17 protein-coding genes are annotated in these 24,359 nt (G+C 65.1%); 6 read left to right on the forward strand and 11 right to left on the reverse strand.

The genetic code is table 11. From position 1 onward, the window contains the following. Positions 1 to 963 precede the first annotated feature (963 nt). Positions 964 to 1,851 carry a nitroreductase/quinone reductase family protein gene (locus ACQPY4_RS10470; protein ID WP_433334963.1) on the reverse strand — a complete coding sequence of 296 codons (888 nt, stop codon included), beginning with the start codon at positions 1,849 to 1,851 and terminating at the stop codon, positions 964 to 966. Positions 1,852 to 1,927: 76 nt separating this feature from the next. Between ACQPY4_RS10470 and wrbA the strand changes: the two genes are divergently transcribed. Continuing rightward, positions 1,928 to 2,563 (forward strand): NAD(P)H:quinone oxidoreductase, encoded by a 636-nt coding sequence (wrbA, locus tag ACQPY4_RS10475; protein ID WP_433334965.1) that lies wholly within the window; start codon positions 1,928 to 1,930, stop codon positions 2,561 to 2,563. Continuing rightward, positions 2,560 to 3,966, forward strand: coding sequence for an MFS transporter (locus tag ACQPY4_RS10480; RefSeq protein WP_433334967.1), 1,407 nt, complete (start codon positions 2,560 to 2,562; stop codon positions 3,964 to 3,966). The genes wrbA and ACQPY4_RS10480 overlap by 4 nt, the downstream gene beginning before the upstream one ends. A gap of 102 nt (positions 3,967 to 4,068) precedes the next feature. On the opposite strand, the gene ACQPY4_RS10485 is transcribed toward ACQPY4_RS10480, so the two are convergent. From ACQPY4_RS10485 to ACQPY4_RS10495, 3 genes are all read right to left on the reverse strand, one after another. Then, positions 4,069 to 5,031, reverse strand: coding sequence for a hypothetical protein (locus ACQPY4_RS10485; protein WP_433334969.1), 963 nt, complete (start codon positions 5,029 to 5,031; stop codon positions 4,069 to 4,071). Beyond that, a complete protein-coding gene (locus ACQPY4_RS10490) occupies positions 4,968 to 5,687 on the reverse strand; it encodes a hypothetical protein (RefSeq protein WP_433334971.1) in 720 nt (239 codons plus the stop codon). Before ACQPY4_RS10490 ends, ACQPY4_RS10485 begins: the two co-directional genes overlap by 64 nt. A 168-nt stretch (positions 5,688 to 5,855) precedes the next feature. After that, positions 5,856 to 7,517, reverse strand: coding sequence for a delta-60 repeat domain-containing protein (locus tag ACQPY4_RS10495; RefSeq protein WP_433334973.1), 1,662 nt, complete (start codon positions 7,515 to 7,517; stop codon positions 5,856 to 5,858). Positions 7,518 to 7,991: 474 nt separating this feature from the next. On the opposite strand from ACQPY4_RS10495, the gene ACQPY4_RS10500 reads away from it, so the two are divergent. Together ACQPY4_RS10500 and ACQPY4_RS10505 are read left to right on the forward strand one after the other, a co-directional pair. Further along, complete coding sequence (locus ACQPY4_RS10500) at positions 7,992 to 14,873, forward strand: polymorphic toxin-type HINT domain-containing protein (protein ID WP_433334975.1); 6,882 nt, start codon at positions 7,992 to 7,994, stop codon at positions 14,871 to 14,873. A 27-nt stretch (positions 14,874 to 14,900) separates the two neighbouring features. Continuing rightward, a complete protein-coding gene (locus ACQPY4_RS10505) occupies positions 14,901 to 15,422 on the forward strand; it encodes a hypothetical protein (protein WP_433334977.1) in 522 nt (173 codons plus the stop codon). Between the two features lie 253 nt (positions 15,423 to 15,675). Here ACQPY4_RS10505 and ACQPY4_RS10510 read toward each other — a convergent pair whose 3' ends face one another. The 3 genes from ACQPY4_RS10510 to ACQPY4_RS10520 form a co-directional block, all read right to left on the reverse strand. Further along, on the reverse strand, positions 15,676 to 15,993 hold the full coding sequence (locus ACQPY4_RS10510) for a hypothetical protein (RefSeq protein ID WP_433334979.1): 318 nt from the start codon (positions 15,991 to 15,993) through the stop codon (positions 15,676 to 15,678). A 92-nt stretch (positions 15,994 to 16,085) separates the two neighbouring features. Beyond that, a complete protein-coding gene (locus ACQPY4_RS10515; RefSeq protein ID WP_433334981.1) occupies positions 16,086 to 16,529 on the reverse strand; it encodes a hypothetical protein in 444 nt (147 codons plus the stop codon). 82 nt (positions 16,530 to 16,611) lie between these two features. Continuing rightward, positions 16,612 to 16,863, reverse strand: a complete 252-nt coding sequence (locus tag ACQPY4_RS10520) for a Mu transposase domain-containing protein (RefSeq protein WP_433334983.1) — start codon at positions 16,861 to 16,863, stop codon at positions 16,612 to 16,614. Positions 16,864 to 17,111: 248 nt separating this feature from the next. On the opposite strand from ACQPY4_RS10520, the gene ACQPY4_RS10525 reads away from it, so the two are divergent. Both ACQPY4_RS10525 and ACQPY4_RS10530 read left to right on the forward strand, forming a co-directional pair. Continuing rightward, positions 17,112 to 17,606: a DUF5753 domain-containing protein gene (locus ACQPY4_RS10525; RefSeq protein WP_433334985.1), complete on the forward strand. Its 495-nt coding sequence runs from the start codon at positions 17,112 to 17,114 to the stop codon at positions 17,604 to 17,606. A 203-nt stretch (positions 17,607 to 17,809) separates the two neighbouring features. Further along, positions 17,810 to 18,250: a hypothetical protein gene (locus ACQPY4_RS10530; protein ID WP_433334987.1), complete on the forward strand. Its 441-nt coding sequence runs from the start codon at positions 17,810 to 17,812 to the stop codon at positions 18,248 to 18,250. 1,226 nt (positions 18,251 to 19,476) lie between these two features. Here ACQPY4_RS10530 and cas2 read toward each other — a convergent pair. Genes cas2 through cas3 form a run of 4 tightly spaced genes read right to left on the reverse strand, consistent with a single transcriptional unit; the run spans position 19,477 to position 24,313 of the window. After that, a complete protein-coding gene (gene cas2 / locus ACQPY4_RS10535; RefSeq protein WP_433334989.1) occupies positions 19,477 to 19,740 on the reverse strand; it encodes a CRISPR-associated endonuclease Cas2 in 264 nt (87 codons plus the stop codon). A gap of 6 nt (positions 19,741 to 19,746) precedes the next feature. Then, entirely contained in the window at positions 19,747 to 20,682 is a 936-nt protein-coding gene (gene cas1b, locus ACQPY4_RS10540; RefSeq protein ID WP_433338872.1) for a type I-B CRISPR-associated endonuclease Cas1b, read from the reverse strand. Then, entirely contained in the window at positions 20,598 to 21,233 is a 636-nt protein-coding gene (locus ACQPY4_RS10545) for a CRISPR-associated protein Cas4 (protein WP_433334991.1), read from the reverse strand. The genes cas1b and ACQPY4_RS10545 overlap by 85 nt, the downstream gene beginning before the upstream one ends. Then, positions 21,230 to 24,313, reverse strand: a complete 3,084-nt coding sequence (gene cas3 / locus ACQPY4_RS10550; RefSeq protein ID WP_433338874.1) for a CRISPR-associated helicase Cas3' — start codon at positions 24,311 to 24,313, stop codon at positions 21,230 to 21,232. The genes ACQPY4_RS10545 and cas3 overlap by 4 nt, the downstream gene beginning before the upstream one ends. Between the last annotated feature and the right edge of the window lie 46 nt (positions 24,314 to 24,359).

Here is a 24,359-nt window from a genome sequence, read left to right on the forward strand (position 1 = left end):
AGGCACCCGTCCCCGAGACGCCGCTCCCCTGAACCGGAGCCCCCGCGCTAGCCGCGGTAGCCCCACCCACGACCACCGCGGCCCCCACAGTGAGAACCGCAGCGCCCATCCCGATCCACCGCGAAAGTCGATCCTTCATGTCGTCCCCGTCCTCTCCCTCTACCCCGCCACCGTCCTGCAGCAGGCAAACCGAGCATCCCCCGCCACAACTCAACGCCACCACCCGCTTGCACACAGTCGCAACCCCGTTGACAAGCTGGAGCGGACCACCAGCGCCGCGCTGCTTGCGGCATCCGGCAGAAACGGGGTGGACACGCCATGCATGTGCGTGCGGCGGTCGTCGCCCGACCCGGGGTCCGTTTGTCATCGAGAGCCTCGATCCGGAGGCGCCGCGCCCGGACGAGCTGCTCGTGCGAATCACAGCGTCGGGGATGTGCAGGACCGGGACGACAGCCCTGCGAGACCCGAGGTCGGCCAGCCCGGTCCACGGACACATCTTCCAGCAGTCGTCGTTCGCCGGCCACGCACTAACGCGGCCCTCGAACCTGGTTCCCTTTCCTGACGGCGTGCCGCTTGAGGGCATGGCGACCCTCGCCTGCGGCATGCAGACCGGGGGGCGGTCGTGAACGTCCTGCGCACGCCTCGTGGTTCGTCCCTGCTGATCGTCGGATGTGGCGGCGTCGGGTTCGCCGCCCTCATGATCGCGCCCCGACTCGGGGCGCGCGTCTGTACATCTGGCGCGCGAGCTGCGCGTAACGTCGGCCTTGATGCCGCGCGCCCACGACCCGTCACGCTTCGCCTGGTGCGGGCTGGGCGCTCATCGCCAGGAACCGCGATGGCGCCGCGCAGCGCCAGGAGGCCACCGCCAGATTTCTCGCTGCCGAAGGCCGCGCTCGCATTGATCAGTGGAAGAAGTCCACCGTTTGCCAAATGGTCGTGGGGCAGGTTTCTGGGCGCTAGGGCCTAGGCCGGTTCGAGGACGAAGACCGGGATTTGGCGTTCGGTCCGGCGCTGGTACTCGGCGAAGTCGGGGTAGGCCTCTACCGCTCGGTGCCACCAGAGTTCCTTCTCGTCTCCGGACAGCTCGCGCGCCCGGTACTGGCGGGTGATTGTGCCGTCCTGGATGGCGACGAACGGTTCGGTGACCAGGCTGGCGTACCAGTGCGGGTTGGTCGGTTCGCCGCCCTTGGACGCCACGACCGCGTAGCGGTGCCCGTGTTTGACCCGCATCACCGGGGTCTTGCGGAGTTTGCCGGTCTTGGCGCCCCGGTAGGTCATCAGCACGACGGGCAGCCCGGCGATGGTGACGCCGTCCGTGGTGCCGGTCTGGATGATCTGCTCGACGTGTTCGTGGACCCAGTCCAGCGTGCTGGGTTCGTGGTCGCCGGTCAGGTCTGGGCGGCGGGTGGGGCGGCGCGGGCGTCTGGTGTCCACGTTGCCGGTCAGGACGGCCAGGATGCCGGGTAGTTCGGCCACTGTCTCGGTGGGCAGCCCGGCCACCGATTCCTCGGCCAGGGCGCACCACAGTTCCTTGACCTGGTCGGCCAGGGCCTTGCCGCTGCCGGTGAGTTCGACGAGGCTGGCGCGCCGGTCGGTCGGTGCGGGAGCGCGCCGCACGTGGCCCGCGGCCTCCAGTTTGCGCAGCATGATCGTGATGCTGGGCGGTTCGCAGCCGAGCGCTTCGCTGAGCTCGGCCTGGATCATCGGCCCGGTCCGGGCGAGTTCGAGCAGCAGCACCTCCTGGCCGGGGTGCAGCCCGAGCGGGGCCAGCAGCGCCGCGGCCCTGGCCCGGTGGCGCAGGCTCAGCAGCCGGACGGCCTGGTTGAGGGCATCGGCCTGTTCGAAGTCCACGGAACTCTCCTTGACAGTTAGTTACGCGCATAACATTATGCGGCTAACTAATCGAGGGCAACCATGAGGGGCCGATGTGACCGTGAAGATCGCCGTCATCTACTACAGCGCGACGGGCACCGTCCACGCGCTCGCCCTCGCTCTGGCCGAGGGAGCCGTGTCGGCCGGGGCCGAGGTGCGGTTGCGGCGGGTCGCCGAGCTGGCACCCGACAGCGCCATCGCCCAGAACCCTTTGTGGCAACGGCACGCCGACGCGGCCGGCTCGATCGCCCAGGCGACACTGGACGACCTGGTGTGGGCCGACGCGTACGCATTCGGGACACCGACCCGATTCGGCGCACCGTCCGCGCAGCTCAAGCAGTTCATCGACCAGACCGGCGGGCTGTGGCGCGAGGGCAGGCTGGCCGACAAGCCGGTGACCGCCTTCACTTCCGCAACCAACCGGCACGGCGGCAGCGAGGCCACGCTGCTGGCACTGGGCAACGTCTTCTATCACTGGGGCGCGCTCATCGTCCCGCCTGGGTTCACCGACCCTGCCGTTGCCGCCGCCGGCGGCAACCCCTACGGCACATCCGCAACCGGCGCCCCCACCACAGACGGCCCCGCCGCCCCCACCCTGGAAGCGGCCCGATACCAAGGACTCCGCCTGGCTCAGATCACCACCCGCCTGCTGCAAGGCACCCACACCCTCCAGGCCGCGACGACCACGTGAGCACCGAAGCGACAACGAACACCGCGAAGGCCCAGCCGCAGTTCGGCGTCCTGGCGCTGGTCTGCGCCTGCCAGTTCATGGTGATCCTGGACGCGTCCATCGTGAACGTCGCTCTACCCTCCATCCGCGGGGACCTCGGCTTCACGTTCACCGGCCTGCCCTGGGTGGTGAACGGCTACCTGCTGGCCTTCGGCGGCTTCATGCTGGTGGGCGGCCGCGCCGCCGACCTGTTCGGCCATCGCCGGACGCTGAGGGCCGGGTTGTTGCTGTTCTCCGCCGCGAGCCTGGCCGCGGGTCTGGCGACCACCGCGGAGACGCTGGTGACGGCCCGCGTCGTCCAGGGCATGGGGGCCGCCATGCTGGCCCCGGCGACGCTCGCCGTGATCAACAACAGCTTCACCGGAGAGCACGCGCGCGCCCGGGCGTTCGGCGCGTGGTCCGCCTCGGGCGGTGTCGGCGGAATGGCCGGCGCGCTTGCGGGCGGCGCCCTCACCACCGGCCTGTCATGGCGGTGGATCTTTCTCATCAACGTGCCGATCGGAGCGGTGCTGATCATCGCGTCCGGTATGTCGCTGGCCGGCGCGCGTCCCGCCCTCCCGGGTTCGCTCGACCTCATCGGAGCCCTCACCGCGACCGGGGGACTGGCCGAACTGACCTACGGGGTCATGCAGAGCGCCCCGCATGGCTGGACGTCCATACGGGTCGTCCAGCCGGTTGTCACGGGCCTGCTCCTTTTCGTCGCCTTCGTCATGGTGGAGGCGCGTCACGCCGACCGTCCGATCATGCCCCTCAGGCTGTTCCGCACCCGCGATGTCGCCATCGGTAGCGGCATGCTGCTGCTGTTCGGCGGGATCGCCATCGCGATGTGGTACTTCACCTCGCTGTTCCTGCAGAACGTTCTCGACTACAACGCGCTTCGCGCCGGGCTCGGGCAGACACCCGCAGCGGTGACGTTCCTGGTGGTCGCGCGATGGACCTCCGTCCTCCTGCCGCGAGTCGGGGTGCGCAATGCCGTGCTGGCCGGCTGCGGCTGCTTCATGGCCGGTTTCGGCTGGCTCGCCCAGGCCGGCACCGACTGCGCCTACCTCATCGACGTCCTGGGCCCCACACTCCTCATCGCGACCGGCATCGGACTGACCTTTCCCTCCCTCATGGCCGCGACGACCGCCGACGTCCCCGAGGACGACGCGGGAATCATCGGCGGCCTCGCCCAGACCGCCACCCAGGTAGGCGGATCGGTAGGCCTAGCCGTGCTCGCGTCGGCCGCCGGCACCAAGGCCGCAACGGAGGACTCCCCAGCCGCCCTCGCCGCAGGCTACGACCTGGCCTTCCTCATGGCCGCCGCCCTAGCCCTGACCCTCGCACTGGCAGCCCTGCGCTTGCCACGCCACCACCGCTCCTGAAAGCGGATGCCACCATGCCCAAACCTGCATCAGTGACCACCCAGATACCAAAGGCAAATGGCGTTCACAGGCGCAGAATAACCCTCGGTGTTGGCCGGTGTTTCAACCCGCTATGGCGGGGGCGCTTTCGGATGAGCGGATTCTGTTGGCGAAGGGGTCAGCAGCACGGATTGAGTAGGTGTGGCTGCTGCCGGACGTCAGACCTGTATCGGCGAAGGTCATGGGCCTTGGGTCCCAGAAGTTGGATTCGGCTTCGATGGTGTGGATGACGGTGCTGCCGTCTCGGATTACTTCGTATTTGAGTTTGCGGTTGTCGCGGTCCCAGGTCTGGGTCCAGTCGACCTTGAGGGTGCCGGTGCTGTTATCGGGTTTGCTGGCCTGGGGTTTGGCGATGGGTTGGGGCGGGTTGATGTCCTTCTCGACGGTGAGGGAGCCGAATCGGGTGAGGCCTTGCTGGGCTTTTCTGTTGACGGTGGTGAAGTCTCCGCCGACCCAGAGGTAGTTGCCGTTGTTGTCCAGAGCGCGGGGTCCTTGGTTGTAGGTGGTGGGGCCGCCGTTGGTGTTGGGGAACCAGTGCAGGATCGCTGGAGTGTCGTCGGTGGGTTTGGCGGGTTCGGCTAGGAGACGCTGGTGTGGGTGTTGGGGGACGATGCTGGGGAAGCCGTCGGGTTGGCTGCTGCAGTCGTGGGCGTGGGAGCCGCTGTAGAGGATTCCGTCTAGCAGGCTGATGGCCTGGGTGGCGCCTTGGCAGTTGTCGATCCAGCGGCGGGTGCCGTCGGCGGGATCGAGGGCGAGGCGGCCGTCGAAGGTTCCCTGGCCGTTGGCGCTGGCGTAGACGGTGTCGTTGTCGGTGACCAGGTCGGTGACCCAGGAACCGCGGGCGTCGGAGATGTAGTCGACACCGGTGGCCCAGGGAGCGCTGGTGCCGGTGGCGTTGGTGTAGACGGCTCCGAGCCCGTGTGGGGGATTGCCGTTGAGCTTGTTGAAGTTTCCGCCCACGATCACGCGGCTGCCGTCGGGGGACAGGACCAGTGCGTGGACGCCACGGTCGGCGGTGGGGCCCATGAGGTCATCGTTCCGTCGGCGGTGCTGAATGCCGCTAGACGCTCGCGGGCAACACCGTTGACCGTGGTGAAGTATCCCCCGGCGTACACCGTCGTCCCGGTCACCGCCAAAGCCTTCACGCGGGTGTTGATCGCATGCTTGAAGCCCGTGAGACCACCCTCGGTGACATTGAACGAGGCAAGCCTGTTCCGCCCCTGCCCGTTGACCTTGGCGAAGTCCCCTCCGACATAGAGGGTGCTGCCGTCGGGGGAGGCTTTGAGTTCCCAGACGGCGTCGCAGACCCATTGATTGTTGCCGAGGTCATCACAGTCGGTCTGTGGGGTGTCCGCTGTGTACGGGGTTCCTTCGACGGAGGGTGCCCATGGCAGGGGTTGGCCGGTGGCAGCGTTGAATGCGGCGAGGTTCTTGCGTGGCTGTTCAGCGGGGTCGCCGGTGGATGTGCCGGGCGGTCGGATGTTGTCGAAGTTGCCGCCGACGTAGACGGTGTTACCGATAGTTGCGATTGACCACACCACTCCGTCGGTCTGCCAAGTGGGCAGGTCATCAGCCGTGATCGTCTTCGGCTCCCCTGGCGCGGGTGCGGTGTCAGCGTGGACGGGGTTAGGCGTCAGGACCGCTAGGCCGCCGAGGATGGTGCAGCTGAGCCCGGTCAACATTCGCCGCCATAGGGCGGTCAGGTGTCGAGATCTTCGTTGGGGATCGTGTGCCATCCGACGGCCTCCGTATTATTGTCCAAAAGCGCTTGCGGGGCACTGGGGCATGCGCTCATTTTCAATAGGGTTAGCCTTGCGGCTCAAGCCCTTGATCAGAGATCGCGTTTCAGGTCAGCCCGCTTGGGCGGGGGCGCTTTGGGCGGACCAGAAGCGGTTGCCGAAATGGTCGATGGCGCGGATGGAGTAGGTGTGGGTGCTGCCGGGTTCCAATCCGGTGTCGGTGAAGGTCATGGTCTGCAGGTCCCAGAACTTGGATTCGGCCTGGACGGTGTGGACGACCGTGGTGGCATTGCGAACGACTTCGTAGGTGAGCTTCTTGTTGTCGCGGTCCCAGGTTTGTTTCCAGGTGACTTTCAACGCACCGGTGGTTCCCTCGGGTTTGATGACTTGAGGCGCCGGAGTCGATTCGGGTTTGTTGATGTCTTGTCCTGCGGCGAGGGCGGCGAAGTGGGTGAGGCCTTGCTGGGGCTGGTTGTTGACGGTGGTGAATTCTCCGCCGACCCAAAGATGCTTGCCGTTGTTGCCCAGGGCGCGGGGACCCTGATGGTCGGAGGCGGTTCCGTTATTGGTGTTGGGGAACCAGTGCAGGATCGGCGGCGTTTCGCCGGTTGGTCTCGCAGGTTGGGCAAGGAGCCGCTGAGCGGGAGAACCTGGGGTGATTTCAGGAAAGCCGTCGGGCTGGGTGCTGCAGTTGTGGGCGTGTGAGCCGCTGTACAGGACGCCGTCCAGCAGGGTGAGAGCTTGAGTGGCGCCGAGGCAGTGGTCGATCCAGCGGGTGGTGCCGTCGTCGGGGTTGAGGGCGAGACGGCCGTCGAAGGTGCCGGTGCCTTCGGCGGCGGCGTAGATGGTGTCGTCGTCTTTGATCAGGTCGGTGATGACTGATCGGCGGCTTCCGCTGGGTGCGGGGACACCAGTGGCCCAGGAAGCGCTGGCTCCGGTACCGGCATGGACAGCGCCGAGGCCATGCGGGGGGTTGCCGTTGATGGTGTCGAAGTCGCCGCCCAAGATGACGCGGCTGCCGTCGGGGGAGATGGTCATGGCATGGACGCCGCGGTCGGCGTTGGGTGCCCAGGGGGTGAGCGTGCCGTCAGAGGTGAAGGAGGCCAGTCGCTGTCGGGGAGTGCCGTTGACGGTGGTGAAGTAGCCCCCGGCGTAGACGGTGTTATCGCCGACGGCGAGGGCTTTCACGCGGCTGTTGATGGTGGCGGTGAAGCCGGTGAGGGCACCATCGGGAAGGGTGAAAGAGGCGATCTTGCCGCGGGGCTGCTTGTTGACGGTGGTGAAGTCGCCGGCGACGTAGAGCTTGGTGCCGTCCGCTGAGGCGCGGACGGCGCGTACTGAGTCGCAGCGCCACTGGTTGTTGCCCAGGTTGTCGCAGCCGCCCTGAGGGTTGGCCGAGGTGAAGGTGACGGCGTCCACGACCGGATTCCATGACAGCGGTTCGCCGGTGGCGGCGTTGAATGCGGCGAGGTTGTGGCGTGGGAGTTCAGCGGACGCACCGGGGGCAGTCCCAGGCGGACGGATGTGATCGAAGTTGCCGCCGGCGTAGACGACGTCGCCGACCACGGCGATCGACCAGACGACCCCGTCGGTCTGCCACGTGGGCAGATCGTCGGCGGTGATCGTCTTGAGTTCGCCGGGCGGCGGTGCCGTGTCGGCGACGCTCGGCGCGGGAGCGAACGTCTGCGCGATCAGAACGACCGCGCTGAGCTTGAGCAATGTGCGCTGCCATCGTTTTGGCGTGGGGGAACCCGTCCAAAGCTTCGGGGGCATCGATGCAACTCCCTGGTCAGCTGGATCTCAACCGCAGACGATCACATTTTTCTCCCTCCCATACAAGCCCTGACCGAAATCGGTCAACGATCTCTTGAAACACCTTGTTCTCATGCGCGGACGCATGAGTCGACTACAGGTTTACAAGCTTCTGACCTTGATCATTGAAAATTCTGGAGTGATGATCGCTGCGTTTGCCGTCCGCAGGGACGTATGAGCTCCTGGCTGGTGCGCCCCTTCCGGTAAGGGAAGTGCTGACGTGCGGTTTTTGCTCTCTCTTTGCTCCAATGCCGTCCTTGATCCTCTCGGTGGAGTCCTCCACGTCCTCTTGATCGAGGCCGCCGCCTTCCTGAGGTCGGTCCTTGCTATTCGAGGCGAGTTGCTGTTGGTGAGGGGGGCGGCACGGTGAGGAACAGCCGACGTCAGGTTCTGCGGCTCGGGCGAGGAGTCCGAGCCGTTGCCGCCGGATTGACTGTGGTGCTGGCTGCCGGGTTGGCTTCGGTGCCTCCGGTTCAGGCGGAGCCGGTGAACTCCAGCCGCCCGAAGGTCCAGGACCACGAACGGACGGTCAAGGGCAAGGACCTGCAAGCCCGCCCACGAACGCCCGACCCGGCGGGCAAACCAGGCCCTGCTGCCAAAGCCGTGTGGCCCAAACACGGCACAGCCGAGGCCGAGCTGCCGAGGGACACGAATCGCAGTGCATCCGCGCCAGTGCGCGCGGGCGACCTTCCGGTCTGGCTTGGGGCGCCCTCCGCTCCTGAGAATTCGCACTCCAACCGTTCGGCTGGGCGGCCCTCGTTGAAGGGCCGTGTGAAAGTCTCGGTGCTGGACCACAAGACCTCGCGCAACATCGGCGCAGGAAACGTGGTGCTCACCCTTACCCCGACAAAGGACGCGACTGCCGGCTTGGTCGGGGTCCGGCTGGACTATGCGTCGTTTGCGCAGGCGTTCGGAGCCGCGTACGGCACCCGCCTGCGGCTGGTCCAACTTCCCGCCTGCGCGCTGACCACACCGGACAAGGCCGAATGCCGCACCCCGACTCCGGTCGCGTCGACCAACAACGGTGAAGCCAAAACCGTGACCGCCGATGTCGAGACCACGCCCGCCGCACAGCCGGGAGCGCACGCGTCCGCGAAGCAGGCCATGCCGACTGTGCTGGCCGCATCCCCGGCCCCCGCGGGCTCTCAAGGTGACTTCAAGGCCACGACGTTGGAGGCTTCAGCGACCTGGAAGCACAGTGGCAACACCGGCGACTTCACCTGGAACTACCCCATGCGGGTGCCGCCGGTACCGGGCGGTCTGGCCCCGAAGGTGGATCTCGGGTACTCGGCGCAGAGTGTGGACGGCCGTACCGGCAACACCAACAGCCAGCCGTCCTGGGCCGGGGAAGGCTTTGACTTCTGGCCCGGGTTCATCGAGCGCCGCTACAAGTCCTGCGAGGAAGACGGCGTCAAGAACGCCGAAGGCAAAGCGCCCGGAGACCTGTGCTGGGGATATGACAACGCCACCGTCACCTGGAATGGCAAGGGCGGCGAACTGGTCAAGGCCGCCGACAACACCTGGCGTCTGAAGAACGACGACGGCACCCGCTTCGAGCGCCTGCTCAAACCGGATACGGGAAACGGCGACAACGACGGCGAGTACTGGAAGGTCACCACCACCGACGGAACCCGCTACTACTTCGGCCTCAACCGCCTGCCCGGCTTCGACTCCGGCGGCGAGGAGACCAACTCCGCCTGGACCGTCCCGGTATTCGGGGACGACGCCAACGGCCCGGGCACCGAGGACGACGAGCCGTGCCACAAGGCGACCGGGTTCGCCGATTCGTGGTGCCAGCAGGCCTGGCGATGGAACCTCGACCTGGTCGTCGACCCCAACGGGAACGCCAACTCCTACTACTACGCCAAGGAAAACAACCACTACGGCCGCAACCTCAAACCCGCCGACGCCACCCCCTACACCCGCGGCGGTTACCTGAAGTCGATCGAATACGGCCTGCGGGAAAACAACGCGGTCGGCGCCCCTCCCGCACGGGTGCTGTTCGAGACCTCCGAGCGCTGCATCCCCGACGCCTCCTTCGACTGCTCGCCCGCCAAGATCGCCACCAACCCTGACAAGTGGTGGGACGTCCCTTGGGACATGAACTGCGAGGCCGGCACCCAATGCACGGCCGACCACGGGTCGACCTCGCCGACGTTCTGGTCCCGCAAACGCCTGACCAAGGTCACCACCCAGGTCACCAAGGGCGCCGGCTGGCCCTACCGCAACGTCGACTCCTGGACGCTGGACCACCAATGGGGCGCCGTCAACGACGAACGCGACCTGCTGGTCAAGGACATCCAGCACCTCGGCCTGGCCGGAGCCACCACAGCCGACAACGTCACCCTGCCCAAGGTCACCTTCAACCACGTCCCCAAGGCCAACCGCGTCGACCAAGCCAACGACGGCATCGTCCCCTACACCCGCTACCGCGTCAGCAAGATCTTCGACGAGTCCGGCGGCGAGATCAACATCGACTACACCGGCCAGGAATGTTCCCGGGCCGCCCCGCCCACCCCGCAGACCAACGCCAAGCGCTGCTTCCCCTCGATCTGGCACCTGCCCGGCCAGACCACCCCGATCACCGACTGGTTCAACAAATACGTAACCACCTCGGTCGTCCAAAAGGACCGCACCGGCGGCGCCCCGGACATGGCCACCCGCTACGAGTACATCGGCGACGCCGCCTGGCACTTCGACGACGACGACGGCCTGACACCCGAGAAATACAAAACCTGGTCGCAATGGCGTGGCTATGGCCAGGTCCGCGTCAAGACCGGCAACTTCGCCAGTCCCTCCACCCAGACCGACACGTACTACCTGCGCGGTATGCACGGTGACCGAGCCAACCCCTCGGGCGGCACCAAGCAGGTCAGCGTCCCCGACGGCGAGGGCGGCACGCACACCGACGCCGAAGGCCTCGAGGGCTTCAGCTTGAAGACCGTTCGCTTCACCAGCCCGGGCGGGGCAGTGCATGACAAGACCGTCAACGCGCCATGGCGGCATCAGACCGCATCGCGCACCCGATCATGGGGGACTGTCACCGCCAACGCGACACAGGTCGACAGTTCGCGTACCTGGACGGCGATGGACGGCGGTACATGGCGTCAAACGAAGACGAGCAGCGTCTATGAGACCGACTTCGCCAAGGTCGGCCGCGTCAAGCAGGTCAACGACCTCGGCGACGTTTCGATCACCACCGACGACCGATGCGGCAGGACCGAATACGCCGACAACGTCAACAGGGGCATGGTCGCCTTTCCCTCTCGCGTTGAAACCGTGTCTGTCGAGTGCGGAACGGCTCCTGACCGGTCCAAACACGTCATCTCCGATGACCGAACTTCTTACGACAATGGCGCCCACGGTGAGGCACCGAGTAAGGGCAACGTCACCAAGACCGAAAAGATCGCCGAGCACGACGGCGGCACCGCGCGTTACGTCACAGACAAGCAGACCGGCTACGACATCTACGGGCGACCAACATCGGTGACCGATGTAGCCGGACGCGCGGGCACCTTCCGATACACCGACGTCGACGGCCTCACCACCAAGGTCGTCACCACCACCCCTCCGGCCGTGACCGGAAACCAAGCCACGGCCCTGGCCAGCACTGCCGAGCTCGACCCTGCACGTGGTGTACCCACGGCGAGAATAGACGCCAACGGCCTGCGCACGGATCTGGTCTACGACGCGCTCGGCCGGGTGAACAAGGTCTGGCAACCCGACCGGTCCAAGACCAACAACCAGAGCCCGAACCTCGAGTACGCCTACCGAGTCGCCGACGGGCAAATCGTCGCCGTCACCACCAAAACTCTCACGAACACCGGCAGCCAGCGCATCGACACGATCGAGTTGTACGACGGATGGCTTCGCTCGCGCCAGACCCAAGAACCAGGACCCGCCGGCCGCCTGATCGCCGACACCTTCCACAACGACCGCGGAAAGATCGCCAAGAACTTCGACGACTACTCCGCGAGCGGCACCCCAGAGCCCACACTGTTCGGCGTCACGACTCCAGGCGCCGTAGAAACCCAAAAGCACTACTCCTACGACGGGCTCGACAGACCGACCCTTGAACGCCTGCTGGTCGGCAACGGAACCACCGGCGAAAAATGGCGCACCGCCATCGGCTACGGCGGGAACTGGCGAACCGTCGATCCTCCTGAGGGCGGTACGCCCACCGCCGAGATCACCGACGCCCGGGGTCAGGTGGTCGAGCGCCGGGAATACCAGGGAACCGACCCCACAGGCGCCTACAATTCCACCGCCTACACCTACGATCCGGCAGGACGCCCGAAGACGGTCAAGGACCCCGCAGGCAACACCTGGACCCACACCTATGACCTGCGCGGCCGCAAGATCAAGACCGAAGACCCCGACGCAGGCGTCAGCACGTCGACCTACGACGACCTCGACCGCCAAGAGTCCATCACCGACGCCCGAGACAAGACGATCACCAACGTCTACGACGGGCTCGACCGCAAGACCCAGACACGTGAAGGAACGATCACCGGACGCCTGCTGACCTCCTGGACTTATGACTCCGCCGCTCGAGGCAAAGGCAAGGCGGCCTCGTCGACCAGACACGCTCCCGGCGGCGACTATGTCAACCAGGTCCCGGGCTACGACGTCCTGGGGCGTCCGGAGTCCTTCACCTTCACTGTTCCATCCGGCGAAGGCGCACTGGCCGGAAGCTACAGCTTCGCCCAGACATACAACCTGGACGGCACCCTCAAGGACCAGACCCTGCCCGCCGCAGGCGGATTGGCAAAGGAGACCCTCGCCCACAGCTACGACGCCTTCGAACGCCCCACCCGCCTCACCAGCGAACTTGCCACCTACGTCGGCGCCACCGACTACACCCCCACCGGCAAGCCGAAGATGGTCGAACTCGGCATCTCCGGCAAACGCGCCTGGAACACGCTCACCTGGCAATACGGCACCCAGCGACTGGAAACCTCCCGTACCCACCGCGAAGCCATCTCCGGCGACGACCGCAACGCCATCTACACCTACGACGACGCCGGCAACATCCGGTCGATTTCCGACACCTCCACCGCCGGGGTCGACAGGCAGTGCTTCCGCTACGACCACCTGCGCCGCCTGACCGACGCATGGACAGCTGCCGAATCCAGCTGCCCACAAACCCCAGCGGCGACCGCAGGCCCCGCGCCCTACCGCTTCCACTACACCTACAAGACCGACGGCAGCCGCAAACGAGAAGAGCTCTACGGCACCAATGGCGCCCTGATGGCCAGCCGCGACTACCGCTACCAGGGCGACCCCGGCGTCGACACCTCGATCAAGGCACACCGGCTCGGCGGCGTCGACCAGACCGGCACCAGCCCCTTCACTGGTCCCGAAACCAACGACGAGACCTACACCTACGACGCCGCGGGCAACCCCACCAACCGCAAGATCGGCAGCACCGCCCAAACCCTCACCTGGGACAGCGAAGGCCAACTCGAAAAGGCCACCGAAAACGGCCAGGACACCAGCTTCATCAACGACGCCGACGGCAATCGCCTCATCCGCAAAGACGCCTCCGGCACCACCCTCTACCTCCCCGAAACCGAACTCCACACCACACCCGGCGCCTCAACCGTGACCGGCACCCGCTACTACACGCACAACGGTGACAGCGTCGCGATGCGCGACACCACCGGCGGCCTCCGCTACCTCACCGGCGATCACCAAGGCACCGCCCAGATCGCCATCAACGCTAGCGACCAGAAATCCCTCGTCCGAAGATTCACCCCCTTCGGCCAAGAACGCGGCGTCGCCGAAGAAGACACCTGGCCAGGTGAAAAGGGCTTCGTCAACGGCACCAAGGACCCCACCGGCCTCACCCACCTCGGCGCCCGCGACTACGACCCCAACACCGGTCGCTTCAACTCGGTGGACCCTGTTTTCAACGCTGCCAACCCGCAGCAGATGAACGGCTACACCTACGCCCAGAACAACCCTGTCACCGACAGCGACCCCACCGGAACCTGCTCACCCCTCGCCGGCTGCCCCACCAACCCCCAACTCGCCAGCAAACCCGACCCCAGTAAAGCAGGCGTACCTCCGTCCGAAGAGCCGAAGCTGAACGGCTGCACGGGCCATCAGCGTTCGATGCCCGGCTTTTGCGAGAGAGGTTTGCAGCAGAAGCTTGAGATTGTGATCTCCAAGCGCCCTCCACCGCCATCGGCGAGCTGGCGCCACACGTTCAATGCACTCAAATGGGCCTTCGGTGGAATGTTCGGCGTTGAGGACATTCAAAAATGTGTGACTGGTAAAAGCGCTTCATCCTGCGCGTGGGCAGGTATTGGACTCATACCCTATGTCGGCAAGGCCGCCAAACCCGCCGCGCGGGCCATCAAGGCGACCAGAAAAGCCCGCAAGACTCAGAAATGCAGCAGCTTCGTCCCAGGGACAAGAGTCCTGCTTGCTGACGGCACCACGAAGGCGATAGAGGACGTTAATGTTGGTGATAAAGTTCTGGCCACCAATCCAGGTAGCGGGAAAACTGAACCAAAAACCGTCCAGGCCACCATCACTAGTAAGGGCGAAAAGCGGCTCGTAGCGATATCGATTGACACACAGAACCAAAAACTCCGCGTAACAAAGAACAACAAGCACCAGAGTGCTGACGCGGACCTGGCACCCTACAAGTCAGTGGGGAAGCAGGCCGGCCTGCTGATCGCGACCGACGAACACCCCTTCTGGGTCGCCGGCGACATCAACACCTGGGTCAAAGCCGCAGACCTCAAGCCTGGCATGTGGCTCCGTACAGGCGCTGGCACCTTCGTTGAAATCGCCGCAACCGAAACGCGTGCCGCCACCCAACAACGCGTTCACAACCTCACCGTCGCCGATCATCACACTTACTACGCGGCTGCAGGGGCTGCGCAAGTCCTAGTTCACAACTGCGGTCCGCGCGTTGTTGACATGCATGGCAGGAGTATTCAAAATCCAGATGTGCTGGCCTCTCGCCTACTCCAGCATACAAGGCAAGCGTTGTCGGAGTGGACTGCAGGATCCATCGGATATTCTGCGAAGGATCTAGCTAGGATCGCACGAAAGCCAAGCAGGGCAAACACCATCAAAGGCAATATACTCGATGGTCGAGTAAAGGCCTTGGCTGACAGCGACCCTGATCTCAATGATCTCTTCTCGACCCCCAGTGGTATGCCGGGGCCAGATTGGATCAACACAGGATCCACCGTTCCGAATATTGGCTGGTATGATTTGACGACCGAGCGCATGTGGGGCCAGCATGTATTCGATTACAGCCCTAGCTATGGTCCGGGGGTGGGGATTCTGTGGCGGTGATATAACTCTTTCGATGCCACCTTTCGCATGACTGAGCATCGTGGTCGGGTTTCTTTCAAAGGTGAATTTAGTGGAGCGCCTTTTCGGGCAGTCTATGCGTGTGACGAGAAAGGATATGTATTGAGTAGTATAGTAAAATTCTTTGTGGCAACAAAATTGGATGCCATGAATTCGATGCAAATGGGCCCGGATGTGATGTTTCCTTCGCTGTCATTTGGAAACTTTGACGTGGAGGGGGCTCTTTTGGAATGGGAGAGTTGGCTTACTTCGCAAACGTTTGCGGAACTTGTGGATGCTGGAGTTCCGGAGGTTGTTGCGGAAAGTGGAGATGGACCTACGGTTTTTCTGCTTTCGGATGCTTTCGTGGATTCTCTCGTTTCTGCGCCGGCTTCGAGGATCGACGAACTCGCGCTGTGGTGGGTAGGAGAGAAGTTGACTGAGGGAATTGAAATTGATTCCCAGGTCGCTTTGGAGATCCTTCATAGCCTTGTAGGCCTGGTTCGGCAGAAACGAGATCCAGAGGAACGCGTCTACTGTTGGACAGGCTGAAGAGCATAAGGAGATCTGCGGTTGCCTCACTTTGGTGACCGTGCAGATGAGATGATCGTGTTGTGGCGAAGTAGGGGCGTTAGGGCGACCGCCCGATCAGGACTCCGCCTTTCTCGGTTGCGGTCAGTGGAGGGCCCAGGGGCGGCGGGGCCGCCGGATCTTCGTCAGGGACATTAAGTCGGGGACTTCCTGCATGGCGTCCGCGTCGCCGCTCGGAGCGACGCCCTGCTTGCGCTCGATCGCCCGGAGGCCGTCAGACGAGTTGCTGGTCGATATTGGCGATGGTCATGAGCGAGATCATTCCTGCTCCGCCGGCGGCGGGGCTGGTCGCGCTGCCCAGGAGCTGCGGGGACGCGGGGAAGGGCAGCCCAGTTTCGCCGAACCCGAGGTGCTCGAGGCGGTTGACGGTGAATCCGGCCTTCCGAATGGCGGTGACGGTTTCCCGGTTGCTGTGGCAGCCGTCCATGCAACGTGGCCACACGGTGGCGTCGCGACCGGCGGTTTCGCCCAGGTCGTCGAAGTGGCCGCGGATGGTGGGCAGCCGCAGCATTCGGCAGGCCTGCTCGGTCATTCCGCGGTGGCGTGCAACGGTCAGATGCTCTCCCTGCGGGCGTTAGCCAGGGCGTTGTGCTCCTGGCGGCGGGGGCGGCGCAGCAACTGGTCCTAGACCTCAGCGAGGGCAACGGCCGGGTGACGGGCGGGAGTTGGGGCCAGGCGCAGCCGTCGCTCGGTCAGCGATGTCACTGTCGCGCTATCGGCCTCTGGGGTGTCCTTGTCCGCCTTCGCCGGCGCCCCGGCGAGTGCTTCGGGATCGACCTGGCCGGGGGCCTCGCGGTCGGCGTCGGCAGCTTTGCGGGCCTCGAGCGCGACAGTGTCGGCGGTCAGCGCGCCGACCCGCAACGCGGTGGCCACGCCGGTGACGATGTGCTCGTGGTCCATGTGCCGGGCCAGCAACAGCACCTGAATCAGGGCGCGGGTGCCCTCGGCGTCGCCATGAGCCGTGCGGGGCTCGGCCCACCGTGAATCGTGCACCGGGGTGAACTTGCCCGCGGCCCGGGCCTGCTCCAGGACCCTCGCCCCGTGCAGCGCACCGGGTTTGCGGACCAAGACCTCCAGATAGTGGTCGAGTTCCAGGCGGCTGGCGCACTTGGCCAGCAGGCGTTCGTGGTGGGCGACCTCGACTCGGTCGTCATAGGCGATCAGCTGAAGTGTGCAGCATCACCCTGACATTGCGGCCCATCAATCGAGCTGGCACCGAGTATCGGTTGGTGCGGACAGTAATCTGGCCATACCGGTCAACTCGCGATGCCAGTTCCACTCCAGTCTCGAACCGCTCCTCGGGCAGCGGCTGCAGGTGATCGCGCTCGATGGCCAGGTACTCGCCGGATGGTGCGGGGCCGGTGTCCGGTTCGCCGGGCCTCATCGTCTGCGTCCCAGGCATTGACCATCTCATTGAGCTCAGCCAGCGAATCGACCTCGGGAACCGGGACCATGTGGTTGTGGCGGACCATCCAATATCGCCCTCAACACCGCCCTTCTCATGCGCTCCGCGCTGGCCGGGCTGGCAGCAGAACGGGTCAATGCCGAAGCGGGACCGAAAGGCCGTCCAGCGTTCGGCCTCCACTTCCTGCGGAGTATCTGGACTTCCTGTCACTGGAGGACGGCGCGAGGAGGGTCCGCAGCTATGCGGTGGACGTGGTGCCGGGCCTCCTCCAAATCCCGGAGTACGCGACCTGCCTGGCAGGCGTAGGGGGCAGCGAGGTCGATGCGCGTCTGCTTGAGATGAGGACGACGCGGCAGCAGGTGCTCGATCGATCAGACCCTCCGCAATACGACGTGATCCTCACCGAGGCCGTACTCCGCCACCAGATGGGCGGACCTGAGGCCATGCAAGCCCAACTCCGGCACCTGACCGAGCTATCGGCGAGGAACCACGTGCACCTGCAGGTGATCCCCTTCACAGCCGGACCCCACAGAGGACTCGCCAAACCCTTCACGCTCCTCAACGTCGGCCAGCAAGGCAACCTGACCATCACCGCCCTGGAGAGCCGAATCGGCCTGGACTTCGAAGAACGAGACGACAAAATCCGCCTCTTCGAAGAGATCTTCGCGGACTTGCAGATAATCGCCCTACCCGAGGACGAAACCCGGTCGTTCATCAAACGACTGTCCTCAGAACCATAAGCAAATGCCGTGAAGCAGCCAGGGAAGGCGCCGCACCTGCGGCCGAGTCACTGTTTGGAGTGTTCGCTTCGACTCACGTGGGTTAGCGTCGTGTATTGGCGCCATGGCACGCTACGACTTGTGTGATCGATGGGAGGCGCGTGATGGTTCGGCTTCCGTGAACACCGAGTCGGGTTCGCCCAGCATTGCACGAGAGGCGTGCCATGAGCATCGACCACACCAACGGGATTGGTTCCGAGGACGCGACCCCGTTGATACCCACCGCGATCATCAGAGCCGTCCTCGGCTCGATCGATGGCCTGATTGCGCTGTCGGAAAGCGACCCTGGCGCCGCCACCCGAACCGAGGTCACAGCGGACGGGACTGTCGGTGTGCGTGTGTTCGGGGCCGGTGCGATTGACCCGGCCGTCGGGTGGCGAGGCGACCTGGACTGGGTCGCCCTCATCGTCCTTAGCCAGCCCCCGACACGTGAGATCTACATCATCCCGGCAAGCCACTTCACTCATGAGGCGTTCCAATTTGGCGGGACGCTCCAGCACATCGACGACGACGGCCCCGACCAGCCAGGCGTGTTCTGGGTCGATCTGAACGAGCCCGCCTACCGGGAACGACACGCCCGGTTGGCGCTCTACCGCATCATGTAACGCCGCCCGGCGTCAGTGTCACGAGCGCGGATCGCTCCTGGGCCGTTGATGCCCGGGGGCGTTCTGCGCTTACAGGCCGGTACACGGATGGCATGGGGAATGGTGTTCACGGTGCGGAATGACGCGCGCTGGACGCCATTCATCGTGCTAGGTGTATGGGGCGATGTCTCGTGAACGAACTTCGGACGTCGCTGGGGACAAAGCCGCCTATTAAGGTTGGCGGGCATTGGCGACATAGTTGCGAATTCACTAGTTCAGAAGCGGTGCGCCGTCAGGGACTTAAACCCGAACCCGCGCGGATAAGAGTCCACTTCTCTCATGTCAGATCGGTGTTTTCGATGCCAAACAGTACCCGCTTGTCCGCAACCAGCACCATCCCCGTGCCGGCCATGTCGCTGCCTAACGGCCGGTGCCGGTGTCCCCGAGCGAACAACGAGCGAACACATCCGGTCCGTCGCGACCGTCCACCACAAGGGGCAACGCTTGGATCTAGGCAGGGTCGGGACATTTGCCTGCTACTTGTGGGGTCTGCGTTTCGGTCTCCTGGCAGCCGCTCATTCTCCCTGGAGGGGCGCAACCTCCGTCCAGACGAATGAGTTCCAGGACCCAGATCGCTCACCACTTCCATACGCACGTCGGTATCGGATGTTCGCCCCCCAGATCCATAGGCTTTAATGGCCACCCCTCTTCCAACCTCTTCGCGATCATGATCTTGCTTGCGTGGACCACACACCCCACCGCCTGGCCTGCGAACCGATCTGCTCGCATTGGGAACAGGGGGATGAACAACCCTCTCGGCGTCCAGATCGGAGCGCGCGAGATCTAAATGCGAACCCTTTAGGGGGATGAGCGACCTCGGCCCGTTCGGGCCGGTACCCGTCCACGAACAGGTTGCGAACCCTCCCAGGGGTGATGAGCGACCAGCAAGCGGCTTGATCCCGCGCGCCGCCGCCTTGTTGCGAACCCTCCAGGAGTGATGAGCGACTCACCATGCCCGATCTGCCGCTGGTGGATCTGTCCGAGTTGCGAACCCTCCAGGAGTGATGAGCGACGGAGTCGTTGGACGCCTACGTCAAGCGCCAGACCATGTTGCGAACCCTCCAGGAGTGATGAGCGACCCGAGGGTAAAGCCGCAGGTCGGCGGGGTGGTTTGTGGGAGGGATGGCCTGGTTTCTGCAGCGGTTCGGCGGTTGTGCAGACGTGCAGGTCAGGTGCTTGTTTGTTGCTCAGAGGATGGGGCCTGTGTTGCCGAGGTCTTGGCCGATGGTTTGGGTTTCTACTTGGTGTGGGGTGCGGGTTCGGTAGATGAGGACGCTGTCGTAGCCGGGGTCGATGTGCTGCTTGAGGTCTTCGAGGAAGGTGCGGTGTTGGGCTGCTGAGAGTTCTCCTTGGAAGACGCTTCGTTGGACCCAGTGGAGGTAGCGGCGGCAAGTGCGGAGGACTTGTGGGTTGCGCTCGGCGAGGGTGTCGTAGACGACGATGACGAACAACGGGGCTCACCACCAGGGGCGGAATGCTTTGTAGGGGGTTTCCTCAAGGCAGAGCCGCACGATCTTGAGGGTCTCGAGGTGGATCAGTTCTTCGTAGGAGACTTTCCGCTTGAGTGACCTGTGGTGGACGGTGGTGGCCAGCTCGCTGCGGATGAGTTCGGCGACCTTCTTGCGGCCGGCGCGGCTGAGCGATGCCTGGTTGACGTCGGTTTCGAAGTCGGTGGGGCTCAGGGTCTTTTGCGCGGCGGCTCGGCGGAGAAGGCGTTCGGCGAATAGTGGTTTGAAGGGTTCGGCGAGGTCGAGTGCGAGCGTGTTGCGACGTCGGTCGGTGTCGGCGTGCAGGAAGCCGAGGGCTGGATGCAGCGGGGTGCAGCGCAGGGCGGTGAGGACGCGGCTGTAGACGATGGAATTGATGTAGCTGATGAAGGCGTTTCCGGCGTTGGCTGGAGGGCGGCGGGTGCGGCCGTCCAGACGGAGCCACGGAGGCAGCAGGCTGTCGAGGACGCCCCAGGCCGTGCGCCGAAAGTTGCCTTCGGCGCCCATGAGTTCGTCGGTGTTCTGGCAGTGAGGAAGCTGCTCGTTCAGTCGAGCGAGGGCGGGCGCGAGGAGGTCGGTGTCGAGGGCCCAGGACACGTTGGCCGCTGCGGCGTTGACCAGAGTTCTGGCGATGGCGAGCCGCTGCAGCGGCTCGGCGGTCAGTTCTACTTGTTTGCGCAGTACGAGGGCGGAGGACATGTCCTCGGCGGGGGTGACGGCGCCAGAGTAGTTTCCGTAGTGGTCCAGTACGTGGACGATCACGCCGTGCCGACTCAGCAGAGAGATCGCTGAGGTGTTGAGATCGAGATGGTCGAAGGCGATCAGGTCGCGGATGTCGGTGATGGGGATGCGGACAGGCGTGTTGTCGGGGCGTTCGACCCGGATGCTGTTGTCTTCGCGGCGGATTCGGCATGGCTCGGTGAGCCAGTATGTGCGGGTTGCCGAGCTCCTGTGTCTCCCCAGCAATAGTCGAGGTATGAGCAGCCGCGGCAGAGTGTCCGTTGGAGTCGTTCGGGGATAGCGGGCTGCTGGATGATGGCTTGGGCTTGTTGCTCGGCAGTCTCGGCCTGTCGCCTGGTGGCGGGATCCCAAGAGACGTCGATCGTGCGGCGAATGAGCGGGTAGTGGATGACTCCTGCGCGCACGTTGACGCCGCGGCGAGCCAGAAGCAGGCAGTAGTGACGCACTTGGGCTTCGTGCTGGGCAGAGGGGCGGCGGGACGACTTGGTCTCGTGGACGACGGCGCCGGTGGTGACCCAGTCGATCTTGGCTTCGCCCAGGTCGATGTCTCGTCGCCGGGTGTAGGTGGTCTCGTCAACGGCTTCGCCGAAGGCCACGGCGTCGCTGCGGTGTTCGGGCCGGTATCCGCGGGAGTAGAGCCAGAGTTGCCGGGGGCAGTGGTGGAGGTACTTGATGTGTACTCCGCCGATGGGTGGTGGCTGTGGCGGGTTACTCATAGGACGGTGTCAGGCTCGATGACCGGGGTGCGCTCGTGAGTAAGGTCTAGGCCGATCTCGTCGTTGTACGGGGCGTCGATGAGCCAGAGCGGAGGACGTCGCTCTCTTCGTGCGCGCTCTTGATCCTCCTTCTGGGCTCTTCCGTTGCGGGCAAGGCGAAAGATTTGGCGGTGGGGGACCGGGATGAGCAGGCCCGCTGCCAGGAGTGGGTCGCCTTGGGGGCCACGTGAGAGCTCGGAGAACTCTTCGATGTCGCTGGTGAGGAGGGCTTCGGCGGTGTCGAAGGCTTCGTCCAAGCCATTGGCGTGCTCTGAACGGTCGTGGAAGGGGTCGGTGAAGGTAAGGAAGAAGTCGAAGAAGTCGTCGCGGTGCCTCTTGGCCTGCTTTGCCCATTCACGCCCCCAAGGGCTGTCATAGGCGCATTGGAGCCAGGTAGCGATGGTCTGCTCGGAAATGATGGGCCCTGGTGCTTCTTCGAGCGCGGCCCACGCTGCCTGGAGGGCGTCTTCTTCGTAGGGGAGATGGGTGTCGGTCTGGTGGATGCGGAACTCCACCGGGCCGTCGGGGTGGCGTCCTCGCCGGTTGACGCGGCCCGCGCGCTGGGCGACCGCTTCGATCGGGGCGAGTTCGGATGCTCCCCGGTCGAAATCGAGGCAGAGGGATACTTCCAGAACCTGGGTGGCCACTACGAGCCCGCCACGCTGCCTGACCTCGCCGGGACGTCGTTCGGGGTGACGGTCGAGTATTCGCCGCTCGATCCGGGCGCGGTCCTTGGCGCGGAAGCGCGAGTGGAGAAGGATCGCAGCGTCTGGATCACCGGGGCACAGCGTTCGCGCGCATGGAGCGAGGTCGTTGTAGAGCCGTTGAGCAGTCGCCACAGTGTTGGCGACGAGCAGGACGCTGTGGCCTTCGACCAGCCATCTGCGGGCACGTTCGACGCTGCTCGGGGTGGTGATTGGACTTTGGTCCAGGACGAGGCGGTGACGGTCGGGTGCCGTGCCAGGGGGTGCGCGGTGAACGGTCACCTCGGGGAGTGTGTCTTGGAGTAGCTCGATCATGGGTGGCGCGAGGGTGGCCGAAAGGACCGCGACCTTGCTGCCCAGCTTTTCCCAAAGGCGCATGGCAGCGCAGAGCCGACCGAAGGTCGCCGGATCGTAGGCGTGCAGCTCGTCCAGGGCGATGAGCGCGTTCGCTTGCTCCAATAGCAGGCTGGAGTGCGACGGCCCGGCGATTGCGGCGTGAAGAAGCTGGTGGGGTGTGGCCACGCGGACCCGCTGAGCGAACAGGCGCATGGCATTCACCTGGTCCCGGGCCTTACGGGCTTGCTGAGGGCCGGGCGGGCAATCGTCGGTGGTGGCTCGGGTAAGGAGAGTGCGGGCTGCGGTGGCGTGCAGGATCCCGATATCGGCCTCGTCCTGCCCGAGAGGAGGTATTAGATCTCGGACGAAACGGTCGCGCGCGGCGTCGATCGAAGCCCGGTAGGGCAATACCCAGATCAATCGGGGCCGACCTTGGTGGTCTTCGAGTTGCCGGGACGCCCACGCTAGCCCTGCCTCGGTCTTGCCGCTGCCGGTCGGGGCGCACAGAACTAGATGCCCCTTGGTGTCGGCGGTGGCGACCTGGTGCGGGTACGGGTCCGGCATCGTCTCGATGAACCGTTGTGGGAGCGGCATGTGCTCTTGAAGCGGGACGTGGGCCGAGCCGGACCGGTCGGCCAGGGTGACGGCACCTTGAAGCAGCACGGCGACCAGACCTTCGTCCGGTGGGACGGGCCGGTGCCAGTCCTGATGAACCCGGGAGAAGGTCTCGCGTGCGAGTTCCCAGAGACGTCGATCATCGTCCGGAATTGTGCTGAGTCTCGCCTGTGTCGTGAGCCATCGCAGCAGTGCGGCATGCCGGGCAGGGGGCACCTGGACGCGCGCTCGACCGGGAGGTGGAGAGCGGTCGATACCGAACTTCTTTTCCCAGGCCGCTTCGATCGGGTACATCTCGCGTAGATCGCGGCGGGTGGACGAGATCAGACACCGGTGGTGGAACGCCACCCCCGCCGCGATCATCTTGCGATCACCCTCGGCGAGGTGACGCGTGAGGAGATCGACATAGGCCAGGGACAGAACCTCATGCCGTTCGCCCCAGGAGTCGCCTCCTGGGCGGAGCTGCCGTTGGAAGCCCTCTGCGATCTTCCCTGTGTCGTGCAGCAGCGCCGCAGTGATGACCTGGAACCAGAAGCGCGGATGGTCGGCCAGGATTCCGGGTGACCCGATGCGTTCGGCGACCGTCAGTGCCGCGTCGCGGACGGTCTCGCTGTGTTCGGTGAGCAGCTCGGGGCGTCCGAGTTTGGATTTCGCGGCGGACTTGCCGAACACCTGGGCCAGGTCCTGCTCGCGTTCGCCGACGGGAACCGGCCGATGCAACCAGACCGCCTGGTCACCGTCGCAATACGCGCCGACGACGGGTTGGTCGTCCCCTGGCGGCTCCGCACACCACAGGTAGTCGCTGAACTCGGTGCGCAGCCGGTCGAGACTGACCTGGTCGGCCAACCTCAGCAGGCTGGCCTGGGGCGCGCGGTGTCCTCCCGGCGGGGCGAGGGCGTGGCCGACTTGGGCGCTGTCGGTGGCAGTGAGGGTGACCTTGGTCGACGACCGAAGGTGGACGAGGTCTTGCGAACGCCCCAGCCGCAGTCCCCAGACCGGTCGTCTCAAGGCCGCCTCAATACGGGCCCCCTCGGGCAGGGGAATCCACAAAGTGACGTGCACCCCGGCCAAGAAGGGACGATCGCGGATCGTCATACCGCCCTTGCCGGGATGGACACGTCCGCCGATCGGCGGGTTGGACCCGTCTGCCGCGACCGGATGGTAGGTCTCGGCATCGGTGCCGGCCCCTTCAGCACGGGCGCAGACGCCGAACTCGATCGGCTCGCTCTCACGGCCGGTGGCTGCCGCGAGCATGCCGCGCAGAGTGGAGGGCGGTGGCACCGGTAGGCACCGGGTCACGCCTGGAAACATCGGATCGCGGAACGAGGCGACCGGAGCGAACAGCTCCAGTCGAATCGCCTCCAAGGTGGCTGCGCGCTCAGCCATGGCGGCGGCGCTTCGCACGTCGGCGACGGCGGTCGTTGGCCACGTT

The organism is Spirillospora sp. CA-294931 (assembly GCF_050946795.1).
Lineage (GTDB): Bacteria > Actinomycetota > Actinomycetes > Streptosporangiales > Streptosporangiaceae > Spirillospora.

Excerpts from the sequence above, each read along its gene's own strand:
- ACQPY4_RS10490 (WP_433334971.1), bottom strand. The coding sequence starts at position 5,687 with ATGTTGACCGGGCTCAGCTGCACCATCCTCGGCGGCCTAGCGGTCCTG.
- cas3 (WP_433338874.1), bottom strand. The coding sequence starts at position 24,313 with ATGGCTGAGCGCGCAGCCACCTTGGAGGCGATTCGACTGGAGCTGTTC.
- ACQPY4_RS10505 (WP_433334977.1), top strand. The coding sequence starts at position 14,901 with ATGACTGAGCATCGTGGTCGGGTTTCTTTCAAAGGTGAATTTAGTGGA.
- ACQPY4_RS10510 (WP_433334979.1), bottom strand. The coding sequence starts at position 15,993 with ATGACCGAGCAGGCCTGCCGAATGCTGCGGCTGCCCACCATCCGCGGC.
- ACQPY4_RS10495 (WP_433334973.1), bottom strand. The coding sequence starts at position 7,517 with ATGCCCCCGAAGCTTTGGACGGGTTCCCCCACGCCAAAACGATGGCAG.
- ACQPY4_RS10530 (WP_433334987.1), top strand. The coding sequence starts at position 17,810 with ATGAGCATCGACCACACCAACGGGATTGGTTCCGAGGACGCGACCCCG.
- ACQPY4_RS10520 (WP_433334983.1), bottom strand. The coding sequence starts at position 16,863 with ATGCCTGGGACGCAGACGATGAGGCCCGGCGAACCGGACACCGGCCCC.
- ACQPY4_RS10485 (WP_433334969.1), bottom strand. The coding sequence starts at position 5,031 with ATGGGCCCCACCGCCGACCGTGGCGTCCACGCACTGGTCCTGTCCCCC.
- ACQPY4_RS10545 (WP_433334991.1), bottom strand. The coding sequence starts at position 21,233 with ATGAGTAACCCGCCACAGCCACCACCCATCGGCGGAGTACACATCAAG.